At 55.5% G+C, this 24,337-nt stretch carries 16 protein-coding genes; 13 read left to right on the top strand and 3 right to left on the bottom strand.

Annotated elements, in window-relative coordinates; genetic code table 11:
- Positions 1-225 precede the first annotated feature (225 nt).
- Both AC0YNV_RS11980 and nfsA read left to right on the top strand, forming a co-directional pair.
- Positions 226-915: an HAD family hydrolase gene (locus tag AC0YNV_RS11980; RefSeq protein ID WP_475768292.1), complete on the top strand. Its 690-nt coding sequence runs from the start codon at positions 226-228 to the stop codon at positions 913-915.
- Between the two features lie 285 nt (positions 916-1,200).
- A complete protein-coding gene (gene nfsA / locus AC0YNV_RS11975; RefSeq protein WP_475768291.1) occupies positions 1,201-1,950 on the top strand; it encodes an oxygen-insensitive NADPH nitroreductase in 750 nt (249 codons plus the stop codon).
- A 460-nt stretch (positions 1,951-2,410) separates the two neighbouring features.
- Here the strand turns inward: nfsA and AC0YNV_RS11970 are convergent, their stop codons facing one another.
- The 3 genes from AC0YNV_RS11970 to AC0YNV_RS11960 are packed head-to-tail and all read right to left on the bottom strand — an operon-like array spanning position 2,411 to position 6,158.
- Entirely contained in the window at positions 2,411-3,547 is a 1,137-nt protein-coding gene (locus AC0YNV_RS11970; RefSeq protein WP_475768290.1) for an NAD(P)-binding domain-containing protein, read from the bottom strand.
- A 7-nt stretch (positions 3,548-3,554) separates the two neighbouring features.
- Positions 3,555-4,781 (bottom strand): LLM class flavin-dependent oxidoreductase, encoded by a 1,227-nt coding sequence (locus tag AC0YNV_RS11965; protein WP_475768289.1) that lies wholly within the window; start codon positions 4,779-4,781, stop codon positions 3,555-3,557.
- A 36-nt stretch (positions 4,782-4,817) separates the two neighbouring features.
- Positions 4,818-6,158, bottom strand: a complete 1,341-nt coding sequence (locus AC0YNV_RS11960; protein WP_475768288.1) for an LLM class flavin-dependent oxidoreductase — start codon at positions 6,156-6,158, stop codon at positions 4,818-4,820.
- A gap of 490 nt (positions 6,159-6,648) precedes the next feature.
- Here AC0YNV_RS11960 and AC0YNV_RS11955 point away from each other — a divergent pair, with 490 nt between their 5' ends.
- From AC0YNV_RS11955 to AC0YNV_RS11905, 11 genes are all read left to right on the top strand, one after another.
- Positions 6,649-7,755, top strand: coding sequence for an ABC transporter ATP-binding protein (locus AC0YNV_RS11955; RefSeq protein WP_475768287.1), 1,107 nt, complete (start codon positions 6,649-6,651; stop codon positions 7,753-7,755).
- Between the two features lie 29 nt (positions 7,756-7,784).
- Positions 7,785-10,751 carry an extracellular solute-binding protein gene (locus tag AC0YNV_RS11950; protein ID WP_475768286.1) on the top strand — a complete coding sequence of 989 codons (2,967 nt, stop codon included), beginning with the start codon at positions 7,785-7,787 and terminating at the stop codon, positions 10,749-10,751.
- Positions 10,741-11,637 carry a carbohydrate ABC transporter permease gene (locus tag AC0YNV_RS11945; protein ID WP_475768285.1) on the top strand — a complete coding sequence of 299 codons (897 nt, stop codon included), beginning with the start codon at positions 10,741-10,743 and terminating at the stop codon, positions 11,635-11,637. Before AC0YNV_RS11950 ends, AC0YNV_RS11945 begins: the two co-directional genes overlap by 11 nt.
- Before the next feature lie 2 nt (positions 11,638-11,639).
- Complete coding sequence (locus tag AC0YNV_RS11940) at positions 11,640-12,488, top strand: carbohydrate ABC transporter permease (protein WP_475768284.1); 849 nt, start codon at positions 11,640-11,642, stop codon at positions 12,486-12,488.
- A gap of 20 nt (positions 12,489-12,508) precedes the next feature.
- Positions 12,509-14,686 carry a YIP1 family protein gene (locus AC0YNV_RS11935; protein ID WP_475768283.1) on the top strand — a complete coding sequence of 726 codons (2,178 nt, stop codon included), beginning with the start codon at positions 12,509-12,511 and terminating at the stop codon, positions 14,684-14,686.
- The gene (locus AC0YNV_RS11930) at positions 14,683-16,941 is read left to right on the top strand and encodes a DUF5696 domain-containing protein (protein ID WP_475768282.1); all 2,259 of its coding nucleotides are present in this window, start codon (positions 14,683-14,685) and stop codon (positions 16,939-16,941) included. The genes AC0YNV_RS11935 and AC0YNV_RS11930 overlap by 4 nt, the downstream gene beginning before the upstream one ends.
- Positions 16,938-17,807, top strand: a complete 870-nt coding sequence (locus AC0YNV_RS11925) for a carbohydrate ABC transporter permease (protein WP_210037821.1) — start codon at positions 16,938-16,940, stop codon at positions 17,805-17,807. The genes AC0YNV_RS11930 and AC0YNV_RS11925 overlap by 4 nt, the downstream gene beginning before the upstream one ends.
- 19 nt (positions 17,808-17,826) lie before the next feature.
- Positions 17,827-18,792, top strand: a complete 966-nt coding sequence (locus AC0YNV_RS11920) for a carbohydrate ABC transporter permease (protein ID WP_475768281.1) — start codon at positions 17,827-17,829, stop codon at positions 18,790-18,792.
- Between the two features lie 74 nt (positions 18,793-18,866).
- Positions 18,867-20,252, top strand: coding sequence for an ABC transporter substrate-binding protein (locus AC0YNV_RS11915; RefSeq protein ID WP_475768280.1), 1,386 nt, complete (start codon positions 18,867-18,869; stop codon positions 20,250-20,252).
- Positions 20,253-20,749: 497 nt separating this feature from the next.
- Complete coding sequence (locus AC0YNV_RS11910) at positions 20,750-22,504, top strand: ABC transporter ATP-binding protein (RefSeq protein ID WP_475768279.1); 1,755 nt, start codon at positions 20,750-20,752, stop codon at positions 22,502-22,504.
- Positions 22,488-24,305, top strand: coding sequence for an ABC transporter ATP-binding protein (locus tag AC0YNV_RS11905; protein WP_475768278.1), 1,818 nt, complete (start codon positions 22,488-22,490; stop codon positions 24,303-24,305). The genes AC0YNV_RS11910 and AC0YNV_RS11905 overlap by 17 nt, the downstream gene beginning before the upstream one ends.
- Positions 24,306-24,337 lie beyond the last annotated feature (32 nt).

Genomic DNA, 24,337 nt, shown 5'->3' with positions numbered 1-24,337 from the left:
AGTCCGGGACATTATTCTCATGTTTCTGACTGCCGCTGCGCGTAGTAGGGGGATGCTTGCCGGCTATTTCTTTTTAGAAACGGTTTGAAATTACATATACTCCGAGTATAATACTAAACGATATACATCTCTCATCATTCTATCGAAACGTAATGACGGTCGGCCTGAATTGAAAGAACCAGGCAGCCCGGCAGCGGCAGGCGTGATCGGAAAGGAATGGGTTTAATGACGGACATACAGCCCTGGCTGAGGGGAATTGAGTGGATATTCTTCGATCTTGGAGAAACGCTGATCGACGAATCGCCAGCTATTAATGAAAGCATACGGCAGTTCATATCCGCAGCAGGCGAATTGGATTTCGATTTTTCTGCGGAACAGGTAAGGCTGGCGATCCGAGAGGCTTACCGGCAGTTCGCAGACTTTCCCATGCGCAGTGTAATGGAGCAGTGGGTGCCAATCGCCGAGCAGCGCACGCAGATCCGCCAGGGCATGAAATACCGCAAGGATCTGGAACGCCCTTTTGCGGCAGCGATTCCGCTGCTGGAGGCGCTCTCCAGCCGCTATCGGCTCGGCATTATCGCCAATCAGGGCCCCGGCACGCAGGAGAGGATCGGGAAATACGGCTTCTCGCCGTACTTTGACGTATGCTGCGCATCTGCCGAGGCGGGACTGGCGAAGCCGGACGAACGTTTTTTTCTTCTTGCGCTGGAGCAGGCAGGCTGCCTGCCGGAGCATGCGGTCATGATCGGCGACCGCATCGACAACGATGTTATTCCGGCCAAACGGCTGGGTATGAAAGCGATTCTGGTTCGACAAGGCGACGCCTGCGAACAGCCTCTGCCTGAAGGCGCTGATAGGCCTGATGTGGTTGTGGACCGGATTGACGAGCTTCTTCCGCTGCTGCTCGGTAATTGAAATGCTTTTGGCCGTGGTCATGAGGCAGCTAAGCGGGCTATTGGCAGCCTAAGACGCATGCCTCTTTTTTAGTGGTGCGCCTTCAAGGTGGCATGACGGCGGCCGGTCAGAATGATCGGTGCATGGAGGCTTTGGGATCTTGACGGGTTGCGGAAATGATGATAGCATAAAACCGATTATACCTGTTGGAATAATTGCATAGTTGACCAGACTGCTGGAGACACAAGAGACGCTTGTGCTCTTTTTTTGCGTTGGCGTTATTCATTCTGTAGGGGAGGAATTTTTTTGAACGACATTATTAAGCAGCTGCAGGCACATCGCTCCATCCGCAAATTCAAGCCGGATCCGGTGACAGAGGAACAGCTGGCTCTGATTCTCGCTTCCGCCCAGGCTGTATCCACCTCATCCAATATTCAGGCTTACAGCGTCGTCGGCGTGCGCCGGGAGGACACAAAGCGGCAGTTTGCCGAGCTGGCCGGAGGCCAGAAGCATATTGAGGAGGCGCCGTTGTTCCTTGTCTGGTGTGCGGACTTGAACCGGGTTCAGACGGCTGTCCGGCTGCACGAAGGCACGGAGGATTTTGTACCCGAGCAGAATGTGGAGACGTTCCTGCTGGCGACAATCGATGCTACGCTTGCTGCGCAGAACGCAACAGTGGCGGCAGAGTCGCTGGGACTTGGCATGGTATACATCGGCGGTATCCGCAATAATCCCAAACGCGCGGCAGAGCTGCTGAAGCTCCCGAAGCTGGTCTATCCGGTATTCGGCATGTGTGTAGGCGTGCCCGATCAGGAGCCCGATACCCGGCCGAGGCTGCCGAAAGCCGCCATTTACCATGAGGAAGTATATGATGATGCGGCGTTCGCGGACAGCATTCGAATCTACGATGAGACAACCGAGAAGTATTACGCCTCCCGTGCCGGGGGGAGCAAGGCTACGTATTGGTCCAAGGAGATGTCGTCGCGTTTCCGCAAAGAACGGCTGCGGCAGCATCTGCACGGCTTTATTGAAGGCCAGGGGTTCCGCTTCAAATAAGCGAAGTAAACGAGGCCCGACGTTTAATCTGTGGTAGATATTTATCGCCCATCTGGAAAAGTTGGTGTTAAACCTGCTGATCAGCATTTCGATCGGGCATCATCGTCTTTTTCTATGTGATCGCATAATGTTATTGCTCTATGTCAGTCCAATCCCGCTTAGAGGCCTAATGTTTACCTCATCTCGTTGATGCGTTCGAACAGCCGTTTTAAAAAAAAGCAGCAACACAGCATAATGCTCAATAAACAACAAGCAGCGCCCTTCTTAACGGGGCGCTGCTTGCATTGTCATAAATAGTTGTGCATGGAGGGCTCATGTCTCCTGCTGTGGATTGCGTTCTAAGATGCGCAGCATGGTGGAATAGCATATCTTGTTCGGCGGCATGGACAACAAGCAGAGACAGCGCCCTTTCTAAACGGGCGCTGTCTGCATTGTAAGAAAATCCCTGTTCATCGAAGTGTCATATCGCCTTCCCGGAATCCCGCTCCAGGATGCGCAGCATGATGGAATGGCATGTCTTATCCAGGCCGGCAATAAAGCGGTGTGCCGGGCCGTGGCTGTGCGAAGCGAGTGGTCCGGTACAAAACAAGCCGGGCAGGCTGCTCTCGAAATGGCGGTCGAGCAGCGGGAAGAGACCATAACCCGACTCCTCGACCGCAATGTCCTGCAGCAGATCTTCTTGCAGGAAAGGGAGTTTTCGAATGTCGATGCGGTAGCCGGTCGCGGCGATCAGATGAGCCACAATCCGTTCCTCGCCGCTTGAAAGTCGAAGCAGGAGCCGCCGGTCGCGGGTCTGTCCCGCAGAGGAGATCATCACGCCGGCGTTTTCCTTTATTTTGCCGTCGACGTAAGGGCGCAGGAAGGAGGCGATGCTGCCGGAGGGCTTCTTCCAGCGTTCCTGTTTCTCTTCGAGCGGCAGGTCGTAGAACGATTCGGCAAGCGCGATCAGATTCGCGCCGGAGCCGTGATTGTCCGCAGGACTGTAATGCGGCTCATCCCGGCGGTAAATCAACTCCACATGACTTCCGGCAAGGTGAAGCAGAGCGGCTGCCTCCCAGCTGCTCTGGCCGCTGCCGAGCACAGCCACTCTCTTTCCGCTGAAGATACTGTAGTCCGAATAGCCGATCGGATGAGAGATCAGGGAGGCCGGCAGACCGGCAAGCTCATCCGGAATATGCTCAAAATGCTGCAGGCCCGTTGCGATGATAACGCGGCGCGCATAGCTGGCGGAGCCATCGCCTGTCAGAAGCTTATATCCGCCTGTACTGCGCCGCAGCTGCGCAATAAGCTGGTGTTCGAATACGATATGGGTCTTCTTTGCAAACCACATGGCGTATTGGACGAAAACAGGGCGGGGAAGCGGCTGTCCAAGCTCCGTGCCCGTCTCTTCCGCAAAATGCTCCAGCGTAAAGCGGCCCTTTGCGTCCGACAAATTCACATACGCGGGATTGGTGCGGATGAACATATTCTGCGGCATCCGCTCCCGCCAGAAGTGCATCGGAGGGCCGAACAGCCGGTAGTCCAGCCCGCGTGCTGCGGCATGGGCGGCGAGAGAGATGCCGTAGGGACCGGCGCCGATAATGGCAAGATCAATCATCGGCCGGTCACGGCGCAGCGGTCAGGCTGGCGCTGCCGTCATGCTCTCCCAGCCGCCGGGCGTACTTGCGGCGGAAAGCCGGAATCAGCTTTGTCCCGGATATCGTGGCTTCCTCCAGATTCGGATAACCGGAGAGAATGAACGAGGTGATGCCGATATCGACATATTCCAGCAGCCTGTCGGCGACCTGATCGGGCGTGCCGACGAATGCCATGGCACCGCCCCCGCGGATAGCGGACAGGCCCGCCCAGAAGTTCGGCCCGATGACGTAATCATTCGCTTTGGCGAGAGCGCGCACCTGATTCTGGCGCTGCTGGCCTTCCGATTGGGAGCCGGCGAACTGGATTTCCGTCGCATCCAAGTCGCTCTGGTCGACTTTGCTGATGATGAGGCGGGCAGCCGCCCAGGCCTCCTCTTCCGTGTCGCGGATGACGACCTGCGCCCGCAGCCCGTAGCGGATGCTGCGGTTGATCCCATCGCGTGCCAGCAGCTGCCCGCGGTGATGCTCGACCTCTGCGATCTGTTCCTTGATCCAGTCGATCGGCTCCGCCCACATCAGATAGACGTCGGCGATTTCGGCTGCCGTTTTCTTCGCTCCCGGCGAGCTGCCGCCGAAGTAGAAGGGCGGATGGGGGCGCTGCACCGGCGGCGGATAGCTCTTGCCGCCTTCGATCGTGAAGTATTTGCCCTCAAAGTCGAACGTTTGCGCGGCGCCCTCCGGATTGCCCGCAGCAAGATTGCCGCCGGCAAGGAATTGCCGGCCTTCTGCGCCGTGCGAGCGGATCCACAGCTCGCGCACGATTTTGATGTATTCCAACGTCCGCTCATAACGGGCATCCTTGTCGTAGGCGAGGGGATCGCCCATCGCCTTCATATCCTCCGGCGAGCTGCCGGTCACGATGTTGATGAGGGCGCGCCCGCCCGTTACCTCGTCGAGCGTAGCGCCGATCCGCGCAGCTAACGCGGGTGCTATAAGTCCTGGCCGCATCGCAACGAGCGGCTTGAAAATGCGCGTATGGGCGGCGAGCGTCGCCCCCATAATCCAGGCGTCGCTGCAGGTGCCGCCCGTCGGGATAAGGGCGAACGTATAGCCGGCGTCTTCTACCGCCTTCGCGACACGGATCATATAGGGCGTATCGACCACACGCTCCGATTTGACCCCGATATAAGGACCGTCGCCCCTGGTCGGCATATACCAGCCGAATTCGACTTCCGTTCCATTGATGGCTTCCATTTGGTGAACCCCTCCGTTTCGTAGAATGGCCGGTGTTTATTCCGCGACTTTGCTCAGCGCCCAGATCTGCTTATGCGCGTTGGCCGGACGGGCAAGGCCAAGATTTTCACGCAGCGTCGCGCCTTCATATTCCGTGCGGAAAAGCCCTCTGTTCTGCAGCTCCGGTACGACCTTGTCGACGAAGGTGTCGAGGCCGGACGGGAAGAGGGGAGGCAGGATGTTGAAGCCGTCTGCTCCGCCTTCCGCCAGCCACTTCTCGATAAAATCGGCTGCCTGGATAACCGAACCGGTGAATGAAACATGTCCGTGTCCGGCATAGCTCCGGCTCAGAAACTGGCGGATTGTCATGTTGTCGCGGCGCGCAGCGTCGACGACCACCTCATGGCGGCTGGTTATGCCGCTGCTCGAGAAATCGTAAGGCTTCGATTTGTCGACCGGAACCAGTGCGTCAAGCGGATATTCGGAAAGATCGACTGTAAAATAATTCGATAACCGCTTCAAAGCCTTGCCGGAATCGACCAAATCGAACAGCTCCGCTTCCAGATCCTTCGCCTCGGCCTCCGTGTCGGCGATGATCGGACTAAGACCCGGCATGATAAGCAGCTGGTCGGGCGTCCTTCCATAACGGACCAGGCGGGACTTCACATCGGTGTAAAATTCCTGAGCCGCCCCGAGCGTCTGCTGCGCGGTGAAAATAACCTCCGCCGTACGGGCGGCAAGCTCCTTGCCATTCTCGGACGACCCGGCTTGCACGAGCACGGGATAGCCCTGCGGCGGACGCGGAATGTTGAGCGGTCCCTTGACGTTGAAATATTTGCCTTTGAAATCGATGTCGTATACTTTATCCCGGTCCAGCGTTACATCGGTATCCCTGTCATAGACGAGCGCATCTTCTTCCCAGCTGTCCCACAATTGCTTGGTCACCTCGACGAACTCGGTGCCGATATCGTAGCGCGTCGCCGGCTCGGGATGGCCAGGCTTGCCGAAATTGTCGGCATCCGCCTGCGAATGTCCGGTCACGATATTCCATGCCGAGCGGCCTTTGCTGATATGGTCAAGCGAAGCGAATTTACGGGCGACATGAAACGGATCATTGTACGTCGTGCTTACGGTCGCGATAAATCCGACATGCTTGGTCAGCGCCGCGAGTGCGGACAGCAGAGTGAATGGCTCCAGTCTTCTGCCCAGGCCGGAGTAGTTGTCCGCGGTGAATAATGAATCAAACAAGCCGCGCTCGGCAATTTTGGCCAGGCCCGCGTAATAGTCCAGATCCAAATCGGCCTTCGGATCGCTGAGCGGATGCTTCCATGCCCCCGCATGATGGCCGGCCCCACGGATAAAAACATTAAAATGTGCCTTCTTCTTCGATTGTCCCATGCCTCTCACCTCTGTCGTTGATGGCCCCTTGTGCATGAAGCCGGACTGGGACGAAACAGCTGCGTTTGGCGGCAGCGCTGGTTTCTTCCCTCAACCCTTATAGTGTAAAAGTGAAGCTTTTACCTTCTATAAGGCGCAAAAAACCGGATCCGCGGCTAAAAAGCCATGGATCCGGTTGACCGGTCTCTAATCATAAGGTAATCCCATCGATTTACTAGAATATTATATGATCTTGTAAGACTCGTCAATGCATACTGGAAAAAATGGGCGGGATTCGGTGTTGACAAAAGCTAAAGGCCGTTGATATAGTAAAAACCAAGTTGATTCAAATCAAACCAAGTTCATCGGATTTATCGGCTATTACACGTACAATCAAATGATCGACCGTTCAAACGGAGGTGTCTGATCAGGTTTCTTTCTGGAAACTTGAATGGATAACCTCTTTTTTTCGTGGAAAAAAAAGCGGGCGAAAAGGACAGGGGGGTTCGAAGTGGCGGGCTTGCAAATCAATCATCTCTATAAGCGCTACGGAAAAGACAAACACCCGGTCGTGAAGGATTTTCACATGACGATCCGGGACAAGGAATTCATTGTGTTTGTCGGTCCGTCCGGCTGCGGCAAGTCAACGACACTGCGTATGATTGCCGGCCTGGAGGACATATCGGAAGGGGAGATCTTCATCGACGATCAGCTGGTCAACCATCTGCCGCCGAAGGATCGCGACATCTCGATGGTGTTTCAGAATTATGCGCTGTACCCGAATTTAAGCGTCTATGAGAATATCGCGTTCGGCCTGCGGATGCGCAAGCTGCCGAAGCATGAGATCGATATCGCCGTGAAGAAGGCTTCCCGCATTCTGGAAATCGATCCGTATCTGAACCGCAAGCCCAGGCATCTGTCCGGCGGACAGCGGCAGCGCGTCGCTCTCGGCCGGGCGATTGTCCGCAATCCGAAGCTGTTTCTGATGGATGAGCCGCTGTCGAACCTGGACGCCAAGCTCCGCGTATCGATGAGGATGGAAATTATCAAGCTGCACCAGAATTTGGGGACCACGTTCATCTATGTCACCCATGATCAGGCGGAAGCAATGACGATGGCTGACCGGATTGTCGTGATGCGTGACGGGATCATCCAGCAGATCGACACGCCGGAGCGGATCTATTCCATGCCGGCCAATACATTCGTCGCGAGCTTTATCGGGTCGCCGCAGATCAATTTTATCCGGGGCAAGATCGAGGAGAATGCACTTGGCGTGCTGGAGTTCCATACCTCGCGCTTCAAGCTTCCGGTCCACGGCTCCAATGCGGCGGCGCTGAGGAAGCACAGCCAGGTTAACAAGCAGGTCGTTCTTGGCATCCGGCCGGAGAATATCAGCCTCGAAGCGCTCTTCTCGGAGGCGGTTATAACCGGTTCCTATCAATTCACGGAGCTTATGGGCGCCGACAGATATCTTTATCTGGATATCGGTCAGGACAATTTGCTGATCGCCCGCGTCAGCCCATCCGTCCATTTTGAAAAGAATGAGGCGGTAAGACTGGGCATTGATACATTGAAGGTGCTGTTCTTTCATCGGGAAACCGGCGAGCGGTTCTCGTAATAAGCTTGACGTTGGAAGGAGAGAGTGGTTTGAACACTCGGTTATGGCAGAAGATATGCAGCGCCACTCTGGCGGTTGTCTTATTGTTCTCCGTGCAGTCTTCGCTGACTGCGCAAACCGCAAGCGGACCGGATAAGGAAACGGCGAGCGGTGCCGATCAGGCTCCGTCAGCCACCCCGTCAGCTCCAGCCGGTCCTGATGATGAGCTCACATACGCCCAGGCGTTGTCCGCATGGAATGAGAAAGGAATTGGCAGCGCGGGGTCCGTGGTTGCGGTGAATGCCGGGGTTCCCCAGGCGGTTTCCAATACGGAACGTTTAACGGCCGGCGAATATGAAGGCAAATCCGGGGTGCTGCGCTGGGAATCGCCGGACAAGGAATGGGCCGAATATTCAATTGAAGTTCCGGAGGACGGCTTGTACGAAATCCGCGTCTCGTATCATCCGATTGCCGGGGACAGCGGTACAAGTCCGATTCTTTGGGAGGTGGAGCTCGATGGCAAGCGTCCGTTCGCGGAGGCGTCCTCGGTCGCTCTTTACCGCACCTGGCAGGATTCCAGGCCGATCCTGACGAACAGCGACGGCGACCAGATCAGGCCGAGGTCGACGGATATTTCCGCTTGGAGCGTGCGGCCGCTGGTAGATTCAGCGGGGGCTTACGCAGGCCCGCTGCAGTGGCATTTTACCAAGGGAAGCCATACGATCCGCTTCTCGGGGTATGAGCCTGCTGCCCTGGAGCGGATTGAACTGGCGCCAAGCGAATCTATTGGAACCTATGCGGAGTTATCTGCCGCCTACCCCGAAACCGCCGGTAACGAAGCGGAAGCCATTACGCTTCAGGCTGAAGATTTCGCCTATAAGAATGATACGTCGATCAAGCTGTTCTCCGACCGCAATCCGCGCAGCGTGCCGAGGGCCAAAGGCAGAATTACATACAACACGGTCGGCGGCGCGCGCTGGGTTGAGCAGAACCAGGAGATTACATGGTCGTTTGAAGTAAATGAAAGCGGAAGGTACAAATTCGGTTTCCGGGCCTTGCAAAATGTCGTCTCGCAGAAGACGTCGTTCCGCACCGTTCGGATCGACGGCAAGGTTCCGTTCCGCGAGTTTCAGTCCTATGCGTTCCCCTATTCCGCCAGCTGGCAGGGAAGGGTGCTTGAGAATGCGGACGGCGAGCCTTACTCCGTTTACCTGGAGAAAGGCAGGCATACGCTATCGCTTGCCGTCACTCACGCCCCAGTCGAGCCGGTTATAGCCGAGATCGATTCGCTGTCGCAGGCGCTCGATTCGATAGATTGGGACCTGCGGGCACTGACAGGCGCAGTCGTCGACCGCAACCGGACCTGGGTGATGGAACGGGATTACCCGAATCTTCCCGGCAGCCTGCTGGGGCTCGCGGAGCGGATGGAGCTGCTCTCGCAGAACAGCGTCCGGATCAACGGGAATAAGGACTCTATCAGCCAGGGCCTCGAAACGGCAGCCAAGGATATCCGGTCGATCTTGAAGAAGCCGGAGGAAATCCCGTATAACGTGGACGAAATTTCCTCGATCCGGGAGAAGCTCAATCTGTTTATCGAATCGCTGCTTAAGCAGCCGCTTCAACTGGACGAAGTCTATATTTCGCCGGTCCAGGCGAAGTTCCCGGGGATGGAAGCGACGCTGTGGAACCGGGTATGGGGCGGAGTCCAGAACTTCGGCTATTCGTTCAACAGCAGGGACAGCATTACGAAGCTTGACAATCATAAGCTGAATATCTGGGTGCAGCGCGGGCGCGATTATGTAGACCAGCTTCAGCAACTGGCGGATGAATCGTTCACCCCCGAAACCGGCATCGAAGTGAAGGTGAATCTGCTGGCGAATCCCGAGCTGCTGCTGATGTCCAATGCGGCGGATGTGCAGCCGGACATCGCCCTCGGCTTGACGCAGGATCTGCCGGTTGATCTGGCCATACGCGGGAGCTTGCAGGATCTGTCCGGATTTGACGGCTTCGACAAGCTGTACGATCAGTTCAGCCCGGGCTCCTGGCTGCCGCTGTATTATGACGGGGGGTATTACGGGACGCCGGAAACGCAGTCGTTCCAGGTACTGTTCTACCGCGAGGATATCCTGAACAGACTCGGGATCAAGGTGCCGGAAACATGGGATGAGGTGTACGACATCCTCCCGACGCTGCAGCAGAATTATATGAATTTTTATATCAATCCTTTGCAGTTCTCCCAGTACTTCTACCAGAACGGCGTTGAATTCTATGAACCGGACGGATTGAAGACCGCTCTGGACAATCCGGACGCGTTCCAATCGTTCAAGCAGTGGACCGATCTGTTCAACACCTACGCCATCGAGAAGGAGGTGCCGAGCTTCTATCAGCATTTCCGCGACGGTACGATGCCGATCGGCATCTCGGATTACAATATGTACGTCCAGCTGTCGGCAGCTGCGCCGGAGCTGAACGACCGCTGGAAGATCGCGGGCATTCCCGGCGTCAGGCAGGCGGACGATACGATCTCCCGGTGGGCCGGGGGCGGGCAGCGCACCGGCGTTATTTTCAAGCGGTCGGAGAAGAAAGAGGATGCCTGGAAGTTCCTGCAGTGGTGGCTGTCCGCTGATGTCCAGCAGCAGTACGGCGCCGATCTTGAGGCGATCAACGGCGTCGCATTCCGGTGGAATACCTCCAATGTGCAGGCCTTTACCCGTCTGCCCTGGAAAAGGGAGGATGCGGAGGTGATTCTGGATCAATGGCGGTGGTACAAGGATATTCCGAATGTACCCGGCGGCTATTATCTGGAACGGGAAACGAACAACGCCTGGAACAGGACGGTAATCGGCAAGATGAACTACAGGGCATCGCTGGAGCAGGCGGTCCGCGACATTAACCGGGAGCTCCGCAGAAAACAACAGGAGTTCGGGTTTATAGACGCAGACGGCAACAGGCTGAAGGAGCTCCGTGTACCGGTTGTCGACAAGCCGTGGGAAGGAATCGACCGATATGTGGAGTAGAGTATGGCAGAGCCGTAAATCTTATTTATTCATCGCACCGTTTATGCTTTGCTTCATTATCTTCATCGTCATACCGGTCTTGATCGCGATCGGTCTGAGCTTCACCTATTATAATGCGGTCGAACCGCCCCGCTTCATCGGGTGGAGCAATTTTCAATATTTGATCTCGCAGGATTTGCTGTTCCTGAAATATGCCCTCCCGAATACGTTCAAGTTCGCAATCATCGTCGGGCCCGGCGGTTACGCGCTGGCCTTCATCCTGGCCTGGCTCATATCGCTGCTGGGCAAGAAGCTCCGCAAATGGATCGCTTTGGCCGTCTATACGCCTTCCCTGACGGTTGGTATCGCGATGACGATCATTTGGCTGCCGCTCCTATCGGGGGACCGGATCGGTTACCTGAACAGCTTTCTGCTTAATCAGGGATTGATCGACGTGCCGAAGCTGTGGGTCACGGATCCGAAGCTGCTGATGGATTCCATGATTGCGGTCTCGTTATGGTCGAGCATGGGAGTGGGATTTCTGGCTATGCTGGCGGGTATTCTCAATGTCGACCCGATTTTGTACGAGGCAGGGAGAATTGACGGAATCCGGAGCCGGCTGCAGGAGGTTTGGTACATCACGATTCCGTCCATGAAGCCGCAGATGCTGTTCGGCGCCGTTATGGCGATTGTAACGACTTTCAAGACGGGCTCGATCGGGGTGGAGCTGTCGGGCCAGAATCCGACGCCGGAGTATTCCGGCCATCTGATCGTCAATCATATCCAGGACTTCGGGTTTATCCGCTTCGAGATGGGCTACGCGGCGGCGATCTCGGTCTTTCTCCTGCTGCTGATGTACGCTTCCAACAAGCTCAGCTGGAGTTTGTTCGGAAGCAAGGGGGAGTAGGCATGCTGAAAACAATCTCTATATCAAGGATTCTGTATATCGCCCTTATGCTCGCGTTCGCGGTATTTATGCTGCTGCCGATCATTTATATTTTCAATCATGCGTTTAAGCCTTATCACGAATTGTTCGTATATCCGCCGACGTTTCTTGTCAAGGAGCCCACGACACAGAACTTTATTGAACTGCTGTGGGTCACGTCCAATTCCATCATTCCGCTATCCCGATATTTGTTCAACAGCCTGTTCATTTCCGTTGTGACTGTCGTTACGGTCACGATCGTCAGCTCCCTGTGCGCCTTTGCACTTGCCAAGCATGAGTTTCCGGGCAAGGGATTCGTATTCTCTTCCATTATCCTGATGCTTATGTTTGCGCCGGAGGTTGTACAGATTCCGCGTTATCTTGTCGTCAGTGAACTAGGCCTCATGAATACGTATTTAGGCCATATTCTCCCGATGGTGGCGCTTCCGGTCGGCGTGTTCCTGCTTAAACAGTTTATGGACCAGATTCCGTCTGCGCTGCTGGAGGCTGCACGTATCGACGGCTCGACGGAGTTCGGCCTATTTCTGAAAATCGTCATTCCTGTCTGTATGCCGGCCGTCGCCACGGTTGCGATTCTGTCATTCCAGAATTCATGGAGCAATCTGGAGACGTCGACGTTCTTCATGCAGGATGATGATATGAAGACATTCCCGTTTTTTCTGACCACACTGACGAATAATCTGGCCAACAACGTGGCCAGGCAGGGGGCGGCCGCAGTCGCGGCGTTGATCATTCTTGTTCCGAACCTGTTGTTTTTCATTATTTTGCAGCGGAAGGTTATCGATACGATGGCGCATTCGGGAATCAAATGAAAGAAGGGGAGGGCGCATCATTGAGTAGGCAACGGTGGCTTCGCGCGGCATCGGTTTCCTTGCTTGCGGCAATTGCGGCGGTGTCGCTAAATCTGCCTGCGGCGGACGCATATTCCCCATACACCACGTTTTATAAGGACGCGTATGGGCAGCTTGCGCAAATTCAATCCGCCTACCAGCCCGAGCAGGTGCTTGGTCCGGATATCGGGGGGGAGACAGCAGCCGGGTGGAATGCACCCGTGCAAACGGCGTCTGCCGGCGATGGGGGAAGCCAGACATTGGCATTGAACCAGCCGCAGGATCTGTTCGTCGACGGGCGGGACCATATCTTCATTGCCGATACGGGCAATAACCGTGTTGTGCATCTGGATGAGCAGGGGCTTCTTATCGGTATCATCGATGTAAAGGAAAGCCCGCTGAGCAGCCCGAACGGCTTGTTCGTCGCCGATAACGGAGATATTTATGTGGCGGATACCGGCAACCAGCGGGTCGTCCGGCTGGATGCCGAAGGCAGGCTGCTGCGCGAGTACAAACGGCCGGACTCGGCCTACCTGCCGGATTCGTTCAAATACGAACCGACGAAGCTGGTTGTCGACAAGCGGGGCTTCCTGTACATTACGACGCTGGGCGCGTTCCAGGGCTTGCTGCAGCTGGATCCGGAAGGCAATTATCAAAGCTTCTTCGGCTCCAACAAGGTTCAGTTCTCCTTGTTTGACTCGTTCAAGAGGGCTGTCTATACAAGAGAGATGTACCAGCGGGAGCTGAGCAAGCTGCCCGGAGCGGTCGTGAACACGGCGATCGATTCCAATGGTTTCATCTATACGGTGACCAAGGAAATCGAAAGCGAGCAGGTCAAGAAATTCAATATCGCCGGATTGAATCAGCTGGAAGCAGGCGGTGAATTCACGCCGGCCGCGAAGAAGAAAAGGACGTTCGGAGAGAACGCCTGGTGGGCGCCACACGGCGCACTGCCGCAGCTTCAGGATATCAGCGTGGATGCGGACGGCAACCTAACGGTCATCGACGCGCTCTACAATACGATCAGCCAATATGACGCGGATGGCAACCTGCTCTTCTTCTGGGGCAGCGACGATCTGGCGGGGACGACGAAGCTTGGCCTTGTCAAGACGCCGGCGGCAATCGCAACGACCGCAAATGGAGATTTACTGGTGCTCGACAGCGTCAACAGTCTCGTCCAGAGGCTTCGGCTGACCGAGTTCGGATTGCTGGTCCATCAGGCCAACAGGCTGACCCAGGACGGCAGGTATGAGGAGAGCGAGCCGCTGTGGGCTGAGGCTTACCGGCAAAATGCCTTCTATACGCCGGCTTTGGTCGGGCTCGCGAAAGCAGCCTTCAAGAAAGAGCAGTTCGAGCTTGCCGAGGAGCTGTTCTATAAGGCGGGGGTCAATAAAGGCTATTCGGATTCATTCTGGCAGAACAGGCTGGTCTGGTTCCAGAACCGGTTTGGCCTGCTGATGAACATCGTCGTCGCGGCGGGATTGGCTGTTTTTGTACTCGTCAGGCTGTCGCGCAGATTCGCGTGGGCCGGCGCCTGGTACGCCAAGATGCCTTTGCGGGGCAGTTACTTCAGGCAGCTGAAGCATGTCGGGACGCTCTTGAAGCACCCCATCGACGGGTACCATGCGATACGTTATCAGGACGGCGCCGGACTTGCCAGCAGCTTGACGCTGCTGGCGCTTGCATTCGCCGCGCTTGGTCTCATCCGGTCCCAGACGAGCTTCGTCTTTAATCCTGAAATCTATGAGGGCGTCAAGCTCGGGCCTGTCCTCGTGCAGTTTATTGCAATCTGGATCGGATGGGTCATTGCGCATTATCTGGTCAGCTCCCTGATGCGCGGTGAGGGCCGGCTGCGGGATGTTTTCTATGGAAGCTCTTACGCCTTAATACCGATTATAGCGATCGGTATACCCTTAACGGTTATATCCCATGGATTTACGCTCAGCGAGGCGTCGATTTTCAAGTTTTTGGAACTTGCCATGTATTTGTGGACGTTCCTGCAGTTTTTCTGGATGGTGCAGGGCATCCAGAATTACAGCGTCGGCGAAGCGATCCTGAACATCATTTTCTCTCTTCTGGCGCTGGCTATCATCGCGACACTCATCTTTATCTTCTTCAGCTTAAGCGGGGAACTGATCAACTTTATTTATTCCATCTATCAGGAGGTGATCATCCGATGACCGGCAGCAAGCTGCGGCTTTCCTTCCTGATTACGGGCATTGCGGTCGTCATTGCCGCCCTGGTATGGCTGGCGCTCCAGATCGTGTCGTGGCAAAATGCCGCTCCGGCAGTCACGGCCGCTGCGGCCGTATCCTTCACTCCAGGTGCCGGAACAGTGCCGTTCAAGCCGGAGCTGCCTCCCGGCAGCAGGTTTCAGCCGGTCGCCGAATCCGCTTCCTTGAAGCTGTCGGCAGACAAAGAGACCGGGCATTTTCAGGTCGTCAGCAAACAATCCGGCAAGGTCTGGTATTCGTACCCCGATCCCGCGCAGTGGGCGGAAGAGAAGATCGGCGGGGCATGGAAAAACAATCTGCTGTCCCCCATCATCGTGGAATATACGAATCTGTCCAATTACAAGTCGGCGTCCAAAACGGTCGGCCTAGTGGACGAGGGCGGCTATGTCGAGGATTTCAAGACGACGGCAAGCGGCTTTACCGCCACGCTCGTGCTGCCGAAGGGTTCGTTTAAAATTCCGGTTGAGGTGACGCTGGGGGATGATTATGTTGAAACGACCATCCGCGACGAAGGTATTGTGGAGGCAGGCGCCTTCAGCCTGTTGAATGCAAAGCTGTACCCGCTGTTCGGCGGACAGTTCTCCCAGGGCCAGGATGGCTACATCTTCATACCTGACGGCTCAGGTGCGCTGATCCGGTTCAAAACCGGCCGAATTCTCCCGCAGCTCACGTATAATCAACCGATTTACGGCAATGACGGCTCTTTCTACCTTGATAATATGGCCCGGCAGCGGGCTTCGGTTCCGGTGTTCGGCCTGAAATCCGGCGATCAGGCGTTCGTTGCCGTTGTTACGGAAGGGCCGGAGCATGCCAACGTGTTCGCGGCTCCTTCCGGATCGATAGGTCTGTCGAACTGGGTAACGACCGAATGGCAGTACCGCCAGCGGTTCTATCAAAGTGTAAGCAAAAGCACGGATGCGGGATTTTTCACGTACGGGGAACAACGTTTCAATTCCCCGCGGCGAACGGTCCGCTATTATCTGCTGCCGCCGGATCAAAGCGATTATGTGGGCATGGCATCCAGGTATCGCGATTACCTGTCTGATGAAGGCGTGCTGAAGCCGGTGGAGCAGCCCAAGAAGGATATTCCGCTGTATGTGGATATTGTCGGGGGCGATATCGAGCAGGGATTGCTGCTGGATTCCTATCTGACTGCCACGACGACGGACGAGGCGAAGGAACTGGTCGGCAGCATCTATGACCGCGGCATCCACAATTTGGTCGTGCAGTATAACGGCTGGCAGCAGGATGGCTACAGCACGCAGGGCGGCTATTTTCCGGTCGAGTCCAGGCTTGGCGGGAATAAAGGGATGAAATCCTTTATCGATTATGCGCATGCGCTGGATATCCCCGTTTTTCTGACAGCTAATTATTCGGTCAACAATAACGGGGACGACGGCTTCTGGTACCGCCGCGACGGCCAGCGCGATTTGTCCGGCAATACGCTTGAGGCGGGTGAGGGCACCTGGCTTGTAAGCCCGCGGTTCTACAGCAAAGTCATCGCATCCGATCTGGATGAGTACAAGAAGCTGGGAGCAGACGGCATCCTCTACGACGGCTCAGGGATCGGATATCAGCTGAACACCGATTTCAATAACCGTTATGCGGCCAGCCGCACGGATGTGGCCAATATCCAGCGCGACATTTTCAAGCGGACGAAGGAGGAGCTTGGAGCGGTCACGGCTGTCAACGCCAATGCCTATGTATGGCAGGATCTGAAGCATATTCCCCGGCTTATGGACGATTATTCCTACGATGTATTCGTCGATGAAGCCGTGCCGTTCAACCAGATCGTCCTGCACGGGTCCGTTACGTACACATCCGAGTGGGCGAATGTGCGTCAGGAATCGCGGACCGAATATTTGCGCAGCATCGAATACGGCGCTTATCCGACCTATGTATTCGCCTCCGCGCCTTCCGACAAGCTGCGGCATTCCTATTCGATCTGGTATTACAGTCTGGATTACCGGGATTGGCTTGACAGCCTGTCAGATGAATATGCGAAGGTCAACGAAGCGCTCGGCGATGTACAGGATAAGCGGATCGTGGGTCACCGCACGCTTGCCGAGAACGTGAAGGAAACGACCTACGAAGGCGGCCAGCGCGTCATCGTGAACTATGGATCAAGCGAGTTCGTGCAGGACGATCTTCATGTGCCTGCGCAGGATTTCACCGTTATCAAGGGGGGAGCAGGCAGATGATTCGCAAGCTGAGGCTGCAAGCATCGACGATCAGAAAAATCGAAGGCTCGATATTCATCGCACCCTGGATTTTCGGCTTTCTTGCTTTTGTCGCGTTCCCGCTCGGCTATTCCTTGTATATGAGCTTTCATCAGGTCCGGATTACCGTCGACTCGGTCGTCTATACCTTTCTTGGCTTCCAGAATTACAAGGAGATCCTGGTATCGAACGGAAGTCTCCTGTATGAGGATCTGATCCCGTTCCTGCGCGAGTCCATTATGATGATTCCGATCATTCTCGTCTTCTCGCTGCTGGTTGCGATACTGCTCAACCTGAAGTTCCCGGGACGCACGCTGTTTCGGATCATCTTCTTCCTGCCTGTTATTTTCTCTTCCGGACAAATCGTCCAGGAATTCATCAATCAGGGGGAAGGCTCGCTGAGCGTCCTGGAGTCGCTGCATATCGAGGAATATCTGCAGGAGTACGTGCCGGCGTCATGGGCGGAGCCGATCCAGACGGTGATGAGCTCATTCGTGCTGGTGCTCTGGTACTCAGGCGTACAGATTCTGATCTTCCTTGCGGGACGCCAGACGCTGCCGCCGTCGATGTACGAGGCTTCAAGGATCGACGGCTCGGGGCCATGGAATACCTTCTGGAAAATAACGCTACCAGGGCTCGTACCCTATATTTTCCTGAATCTCATGTATACGGTCGTCGATTTGTTCACATTCCCGTCCAATCCGATCGTAAGCAAGGTCAACACGACCAATTACGGCAGCTCCAGCGCGCTGGCTTGGATTTATTTTTCCATCATTCTGCTGTTCGTCGGCTTGACGCTGCTGCTATACAGCAGGGTGGATAAGGCGCTCTCAGGCACACGTGAGTAAAGAAGGGAGGGATTCGCAAGTGGCCAAAATAACGATCAACGGAGTGAAGCGCGTGCCGTCCGCGGCCTTCGACCGGATCGGGGCATTCGTCCGATACCGCTTGATCGGCGGCGAAATCGATAAAGGCATCCTGTTCAAAATCGTCATGTATATCATCCTGATCAATGTGGCTTTCATCTACATCAAGCCGATCCTGTACATGGTCACCACGATGGTGAAGGACGCTAAAAACATTCTCGACCCGTCGGTGATCTGGGTGCCCAAAAGCATTTTCCTGGGACATCTTCAGGAGGCGGTACGGCTGCTTCAGTACACGAAAAGTCTGGCGATCAGCGTATCGCTGGCCGGCGCGGTGTCCGTGCTGCAGGTGTTCTCCTGCGCGGTTGCCGGATATGCGTTCGCCCGCCTCGACTTTCCGTTCAAGCGCTTCTGGATGGTGATGCTGCTGTTCACGTTCATCATGCCGCCGCAGGTCGTCATTCTGCCGACCATCATGATGTTCAAAAGCTTCGGCTGGCTGGATACCGTGCTGCCGATGATCATTCCCGCCGTTTTCGGCCATGGACTGAAGGGGGCTTTGTTCGTCATTATCTACAGATCCTTCTATTCCACGCTGCCGAAGGAGCTGGACGAGGCGGCGAGAATGGATGGGGCAAGCGCGTTCAGGCTGTTCTTCCGGGTCATGTTCCCGCTTTCCAAATCGGCGATCGTCGTCGTTGTTTTGTTCTCCTTCGTGTGGAACTGGAATGATTTTTATCTGCCGTCGATTTTCATGTTTACGGCCGAGAACGTGCCCCTCTCTATAACGCTTGCGCGAATGGCCGCGGAGATGGCCCTGGCCTCAGGGGCGGGCGAGATGTCGGTATATGAGGAATCGATCAAGATGGCGGCTGCATTCCTCATTATTTTCCCGCTGCTGATTGTTTATTTTTTCGCGCAGCGCTGGTTCATCGAAGGGGTGGAGCGCACGGGGCTTGTGGAATGAGACAGAAGATGGATAGAAGCCGCTCCCCGGCGAAACACCGGCAAACAATTACATTATAGGTGGTGTCATGTTTCATGAAGAAGTTGCTCACAATACTAAATCTGCTGCTGGTTGCCGGCTTGATCTCCGCATGCAGCGGGAATGCAGGCAATAGTGCGGGTACGACAGGCAGTACGGATGCGTCTGCTGACGGTGCGTCGTCGTCGGAAGAGAATACCGCGAGCTTCAAGAAGCTCGGCGACGAGCCGCTGACGCTTACGTTCTACAATACCAGCGGCACATTTCCGGATGTGGAATTCAATACGCTTATCGCCGACCCGATCAAGAAAAAATATCCGAACGTGACAATTGAGCGGATTACGCCGGCTGCGGAAACGACGAATGAAGAGGTCTTGTCGACGTATACGCCGGATATCATTTATTCCTCCTCGTCCTCGCATCAACAGATCGTCCGCACCGGCGCCTATGAAGATCTGCGCGAGCTGATCAAGCGCCATAACTTTGATACCTCGCGGATCAAGCCGATTCTATGGAATTACATCACGGAGATTACGGCGGGCAAAGGGGACGAAATCATTGCGATCCCGTTCAACTCCAATCAGCATGTGATGTACTATAACAAGGACATTTTCGACAAATTCGGCGTGCCTTATCCAACCGAGAAGCAGCTGACTTGGGATGAAGTGCTGGAGCTGGCGAAGCAGCTGACTCGCACCGATGGCGGCAAACGGTATGTCGGCCTTTCTGTAGATAATCTTACGGGTCTGGCGAAGAGCCTCGGCCTGCCTTACGTGGACCGCGAAACAGGCGAAGCCGCGCTCGATACGCCGGAATGGCGCCGGGTGTTCGAGCTGCAGAAAAAAATATTCGAAATCCCCGGCTATGTGGCGCCTGACAAGACCTGGAACTATGGACGCGACCAGTTCATGAAGGATCAGAATGTGGCAATCCGTGTGACCTGGCTGGCCAACATGGTCGGTCCGCTGGAGGAGCTGCGCCAGCAGGGCGTCGAGTTCAACTGGGATATCGCGCCGGCTCCGAACTTCCCGGACCAGCTCGGCAAGACAAGGGAAGCGCAGATCCACTCGCTTTCCATAAACAGCAAAAGCAAGCATAAGGATGAGGCCTTCCAGGTCATCGCGGAAATTCTGTCGGACGACGGGCAGCGCATTCTGGCCCGCAACGGCCGCGTACCCGCTATTATCAATGACGAGCTGAACAAGGAATACGGCCTCGACATTCCGGTTCTCCAGGGCAAGACGGTGCAAAATGTATTCGTCGGCGAGGCGCTCCAGGAGCACTACACCCATCCGTATGAGCTGGAAATCGCTACCCGTCTGACTGAGGCGGCTGAGGATCTGGCAATCGGCGGTCTCGATGTCAACTCCGCCATCCGGAAAGCCGAGGAAGCGATCAACAAGGATGTCGAGACGCTCAAAACGACAATCGGCACGCCATAATAGAGTGAATTGAAGAGTCCGGGGCTTATTGGGCCCCGGTTTTTGCTGAATACTCAGCGCTGCAGGAGTCCGAAACGGATAGAAAAGGAGAGCGGTCTTCCTGGGCCTGTCGGCAGCGGATGCAGTGAGGATTTTCCTTGCTAGAAGGTAGAAGGGACCGCTTGGGAGCATACAGGCCGGAATTTCCTTGCTGGAGCGGTCCGAAGGGGCTGTATGTGCTGCGGCAGCGGGTGCAGTGAGGTTTTACCTTGTTAGAAGGTGGAAGGGGACCGCTTGGGAGCATGCAAGCCGGAATTTCCTTATTAGAATGGCTTCAAACAATCTGGGCAGACCGATGGGATTTCTCGACCGATATCAATCGAGAATCGTGACTTCAGAGTCGCTGCTTGTTTTTTTCACCGGATTTCTAGGGGAAAACCTGCAAAGCGCCAAAGAACGGCATCTGCCGTCTCTTCTTATGCGCAACATTAATGATAGATACAGGAAGTGAATGCTTGTTGAGTAAGCAGAGAATATTAAGCGGCTATATCAGGTCGAGGTGGTACTTGTACATCAGCGCCGTCCTTGTTATCGGGGCGGCGAATGTAATTCTGGCGCGCATGCCCAGAACAATCGGCAGCTTTACGGATGAGCTCCAGAAGGGCATGCTGTCCTTTGATGAGGTCGTGCACTACAGCCTGCTCATCGTGGCGATCGCGCTGAGCTACGGTCTGCTTGGGGGGACCGGGCAATTTCTCATCATGTACTCGGGGAGATTGTTCGAGCGGATTACGCGAAACAAGCTGTTTGTCCAGTTTACGCGTCTCAGTCTGAACAATTATTCCCGGTACGGGGTGGGCAAGCTTCTGAGCTATCTGATCAATGACGTGACCGCGGTAAGAGAATCGATATCGATGGGCATCAACCATATTACGAACTCATCGATTTTGCTTATTTCCGTCATTGTATCCATGATCCTTAGCCCGATCCCGGCATACACGATTCTTATCAGCATTATTCCGCTTCTCTTCATTCCATGGGTCGTTGCGTGGCTGGGTCCCGTCATCCGCAAACGTTCCGTCCATATGCAGGAAGCGCTCGGGAAAATGACGGAAACGGCCTCCGAGCAGTTCAGCGGCATCCGGGTCACAAAAAAATTTGCGGTGGAAGCGATCATGATCGGCCGTTTCGACGCAACGGTTGCCCAGATCCGCGACAACCAGCTGAAGCTGGTGCGCGTTTCTTCACTCCTGCAGGCGGTTATTCCGTTTCTCGGGGCGCTGTCGATGATTACCGCGATCGCGCTTGTCGGCTATTTGACGGCGGATCAGACTGTTTCCCTTGGCGATTTTGTCTCGCTGGTCCTGTATATCGGCATGATGATCAATCCGCTGCAGCGGATTGGAGATGTGATCAATGCGATGCAGCGTGCCCGCGGTTCCCTGGAGCGGCTGAACGACCTGCTTGGCGAAGAGCCCAATGTTGCCGATACCGGGACAGAGCGCTTGGAGGATGCAGAGCATGCCGCAATAGAAATCCGGAATCTGTCGTTCGCTTATCCGGATGGCTCCTCGCCCGTATTATCGGATATCTGCTTAACGGTAGGGCCCGGTCAAACGGTAGGCATTATCGGAAAGACGGGAAGCGGCAAGACGACGCTTATGAAACTGCTCCTGCGGATCTACAATCCGCCTGAAGGCACGATTTTCGCAGGCGGCCGGGATATCCGCAATCTGACGCTTGAGAGCCTCAGGAGCAGCATTGCTTATGTGCCGCAGGACGGCTTCCTGTTCAGCACCTCGATCCGTGAAAATATCGCCTTCAGCGACCGCGGAGCGGAGCTTGCGGCAATTGAAGAAGCTGCGATTCAAGCGCAAATCCATCTTGAGGTGAATGCGTTCCCCGACGGGTTCGAGACAAGGCTCGGGGAGCGCGGCTTGACGCTGTCCGGCGGCCAAAGGCAGCGGGCGAGCCTCGCCCGGGGGCTGTTCAAGCAGGCTCCCGTGATGATTCTCGATGACAGCGTCAGCGCTATCGATTCACTTACCGAGAAAGCGGTCATCGACTCGCTCCGTGCCGGGCGGCAGGGCATGACAACCCTGATCGTTTCCCATCGCATCAGCGCGCTCAAGCATGCGGACCAGATCATCGTCATGGACGAAGGCCGGATCGTGCAGCGCGGTACGCACGATGAGCTTGTTTCCATGGATGGTGTCTATGCGGAGCTGTACAATATCCAGGAGAAGGGGGATGCCAATGCCGAGAGCCATTAGCGATTGGCAGCAGGACCAGCGGACGGGCATCCCGCAGGACAACAATGCCGCCCTTGATTACGGTTCTGCCTTCAAAGCGCTTTACACCTACGCCAAGCCGCATCGTTGGTCGTTTCTATTGCTGTTTTTCTTTATTTTGCTGTCCATATCGGCCGATTTGCTGCAGCCTTATCTGATCAAGATCGCCATCGATGACGTATTTACCGCTGAGCATGCTGATTACCGGTCGCTGCTGCTGCTTTGCGGCATCTATCTCCTGTTGGCAGTCGTCAGCTTCGTCTTCACGTATCTGCAGAACAATTTGCTGCAAAAAATCGGGCAGAGCATCGTGGCCGGCATCCGCAGCGGCATGTTCAGGCATATGGTGAAGCTGTCGGTTTCCTACTTTGACCGCGTGTCGACCGGCAGCCTCATTACGAATGTGTCCAGCGATACGGAAGGCTTGAACCGATTTTTCAATCAGGTATTGGCCAGCCTGCTGCGGGACAGCTTGACTCTCTTGATCATCATTGTGCTGATGTTTCAGCTGGATATCAGACTGACCTTGTTCTGTTTGCTGGTCCTGCCTGTCATTACGATGATCGCGTACGGCTTCCGGTCCTATATGCGGACAACGTATCAGATGGTCCGGACGGCCTTGTCGCGGATGGTCGCATTCGCCGCGGAGAATCTTTCCGGCATGAACCTCATTCAGGTGTTCCATCAGGAGAAGGAGCAGCAGCGGCAGTTTACCGAGCGAAACGATGCCTTCTACCGCACCAACCTGCGGGAAGTCCGCACAATGGTGCTGTTTAACCGGTTGTTTGATATTCTCGGCAACCTGTCCGTGGCGTTTGTCGTCTGGCTCGGCGGCCGCGCTGTGCTGGGAGGTCATATCGAATTCGGCGTATTGTACGCGTTCATCACCTATATCCGCCAGTTTTTTCAGCCGATCAACTCGATCACCCAGCAGTGGAATACGATTCAGTCGACCATCGTGTCCGTGAACCGGATCTGGAGCATATTCGAAGTGTCGCCTGATGTGCGCGATCCGGAGAAAGCCGCATCTGCTGAGAAGGCTGGGGTCGAGGGCAAAGTGGAATTCAACAGCGTAACCTTCGGCTACGGCAGCGGCCATAAGGTGTTAACTGATATTGATCTGAATATCCGGCCAGGCGAATTGCTGGGAATCGTAGGCGCCACCGGAGCCGGCAAGAGCTCCTTGATCAGCCTGCTGTGCCGCTTCTACGATGTGAAGGAAGGCAGCATCCGCATTGACGGAACCGACATCCGCAGTCTGAAGCAGGAAACGCTGCAGCGGATCGTCGGGCTCGTGCAGCAGGAGCCGTTTCTCTACTCGGGAAGCGTGCTTGACAACATCCGGCTGTTCGATGAAACGATTCCCGTGGAGACAGTTATTCGCGCCTGCGAGCATGTCGGAGTGGATCAGCTAGTGCGGCGGATGAAGCATGGCTACGAAACCCGGCTTGCCGAGAGCGGCACAGGACTGTCCTCCGGTGAGAAGCAGCTGATTTCGTTTGCCCGCATTATCGTCTTCCAGCCGAAAATATTGATTCTTGACGAAGCGACCGCCAATCTTGATTCCCATACGGAGCAGCTGCTCCAGTCCGCGCTGCGGATCGTATCGGAGGGCAGGACGACTTTGGTCATTGCGCACCGCCTGTCAACGATCCGGAGATCCGACAGAATCATTGTTCTGGATCGGGGCCGCATCGTGGAGGAGGGTGCCCATGACCGATTAATGGAGCTGAACGGTTATTATGCGAGGCTGTATTTGAATGCGCAAGGCGTGCTTGTTTAGCAGATCGCTTATCCCGAACCGCTTTTACGGGC

Source organism: Paenibacillus sp. JT31N11 (genome assembly GCF_056269285.1).
This window is presented reverse-complemented; position numbering and strand designations above follow the sequence as displayed.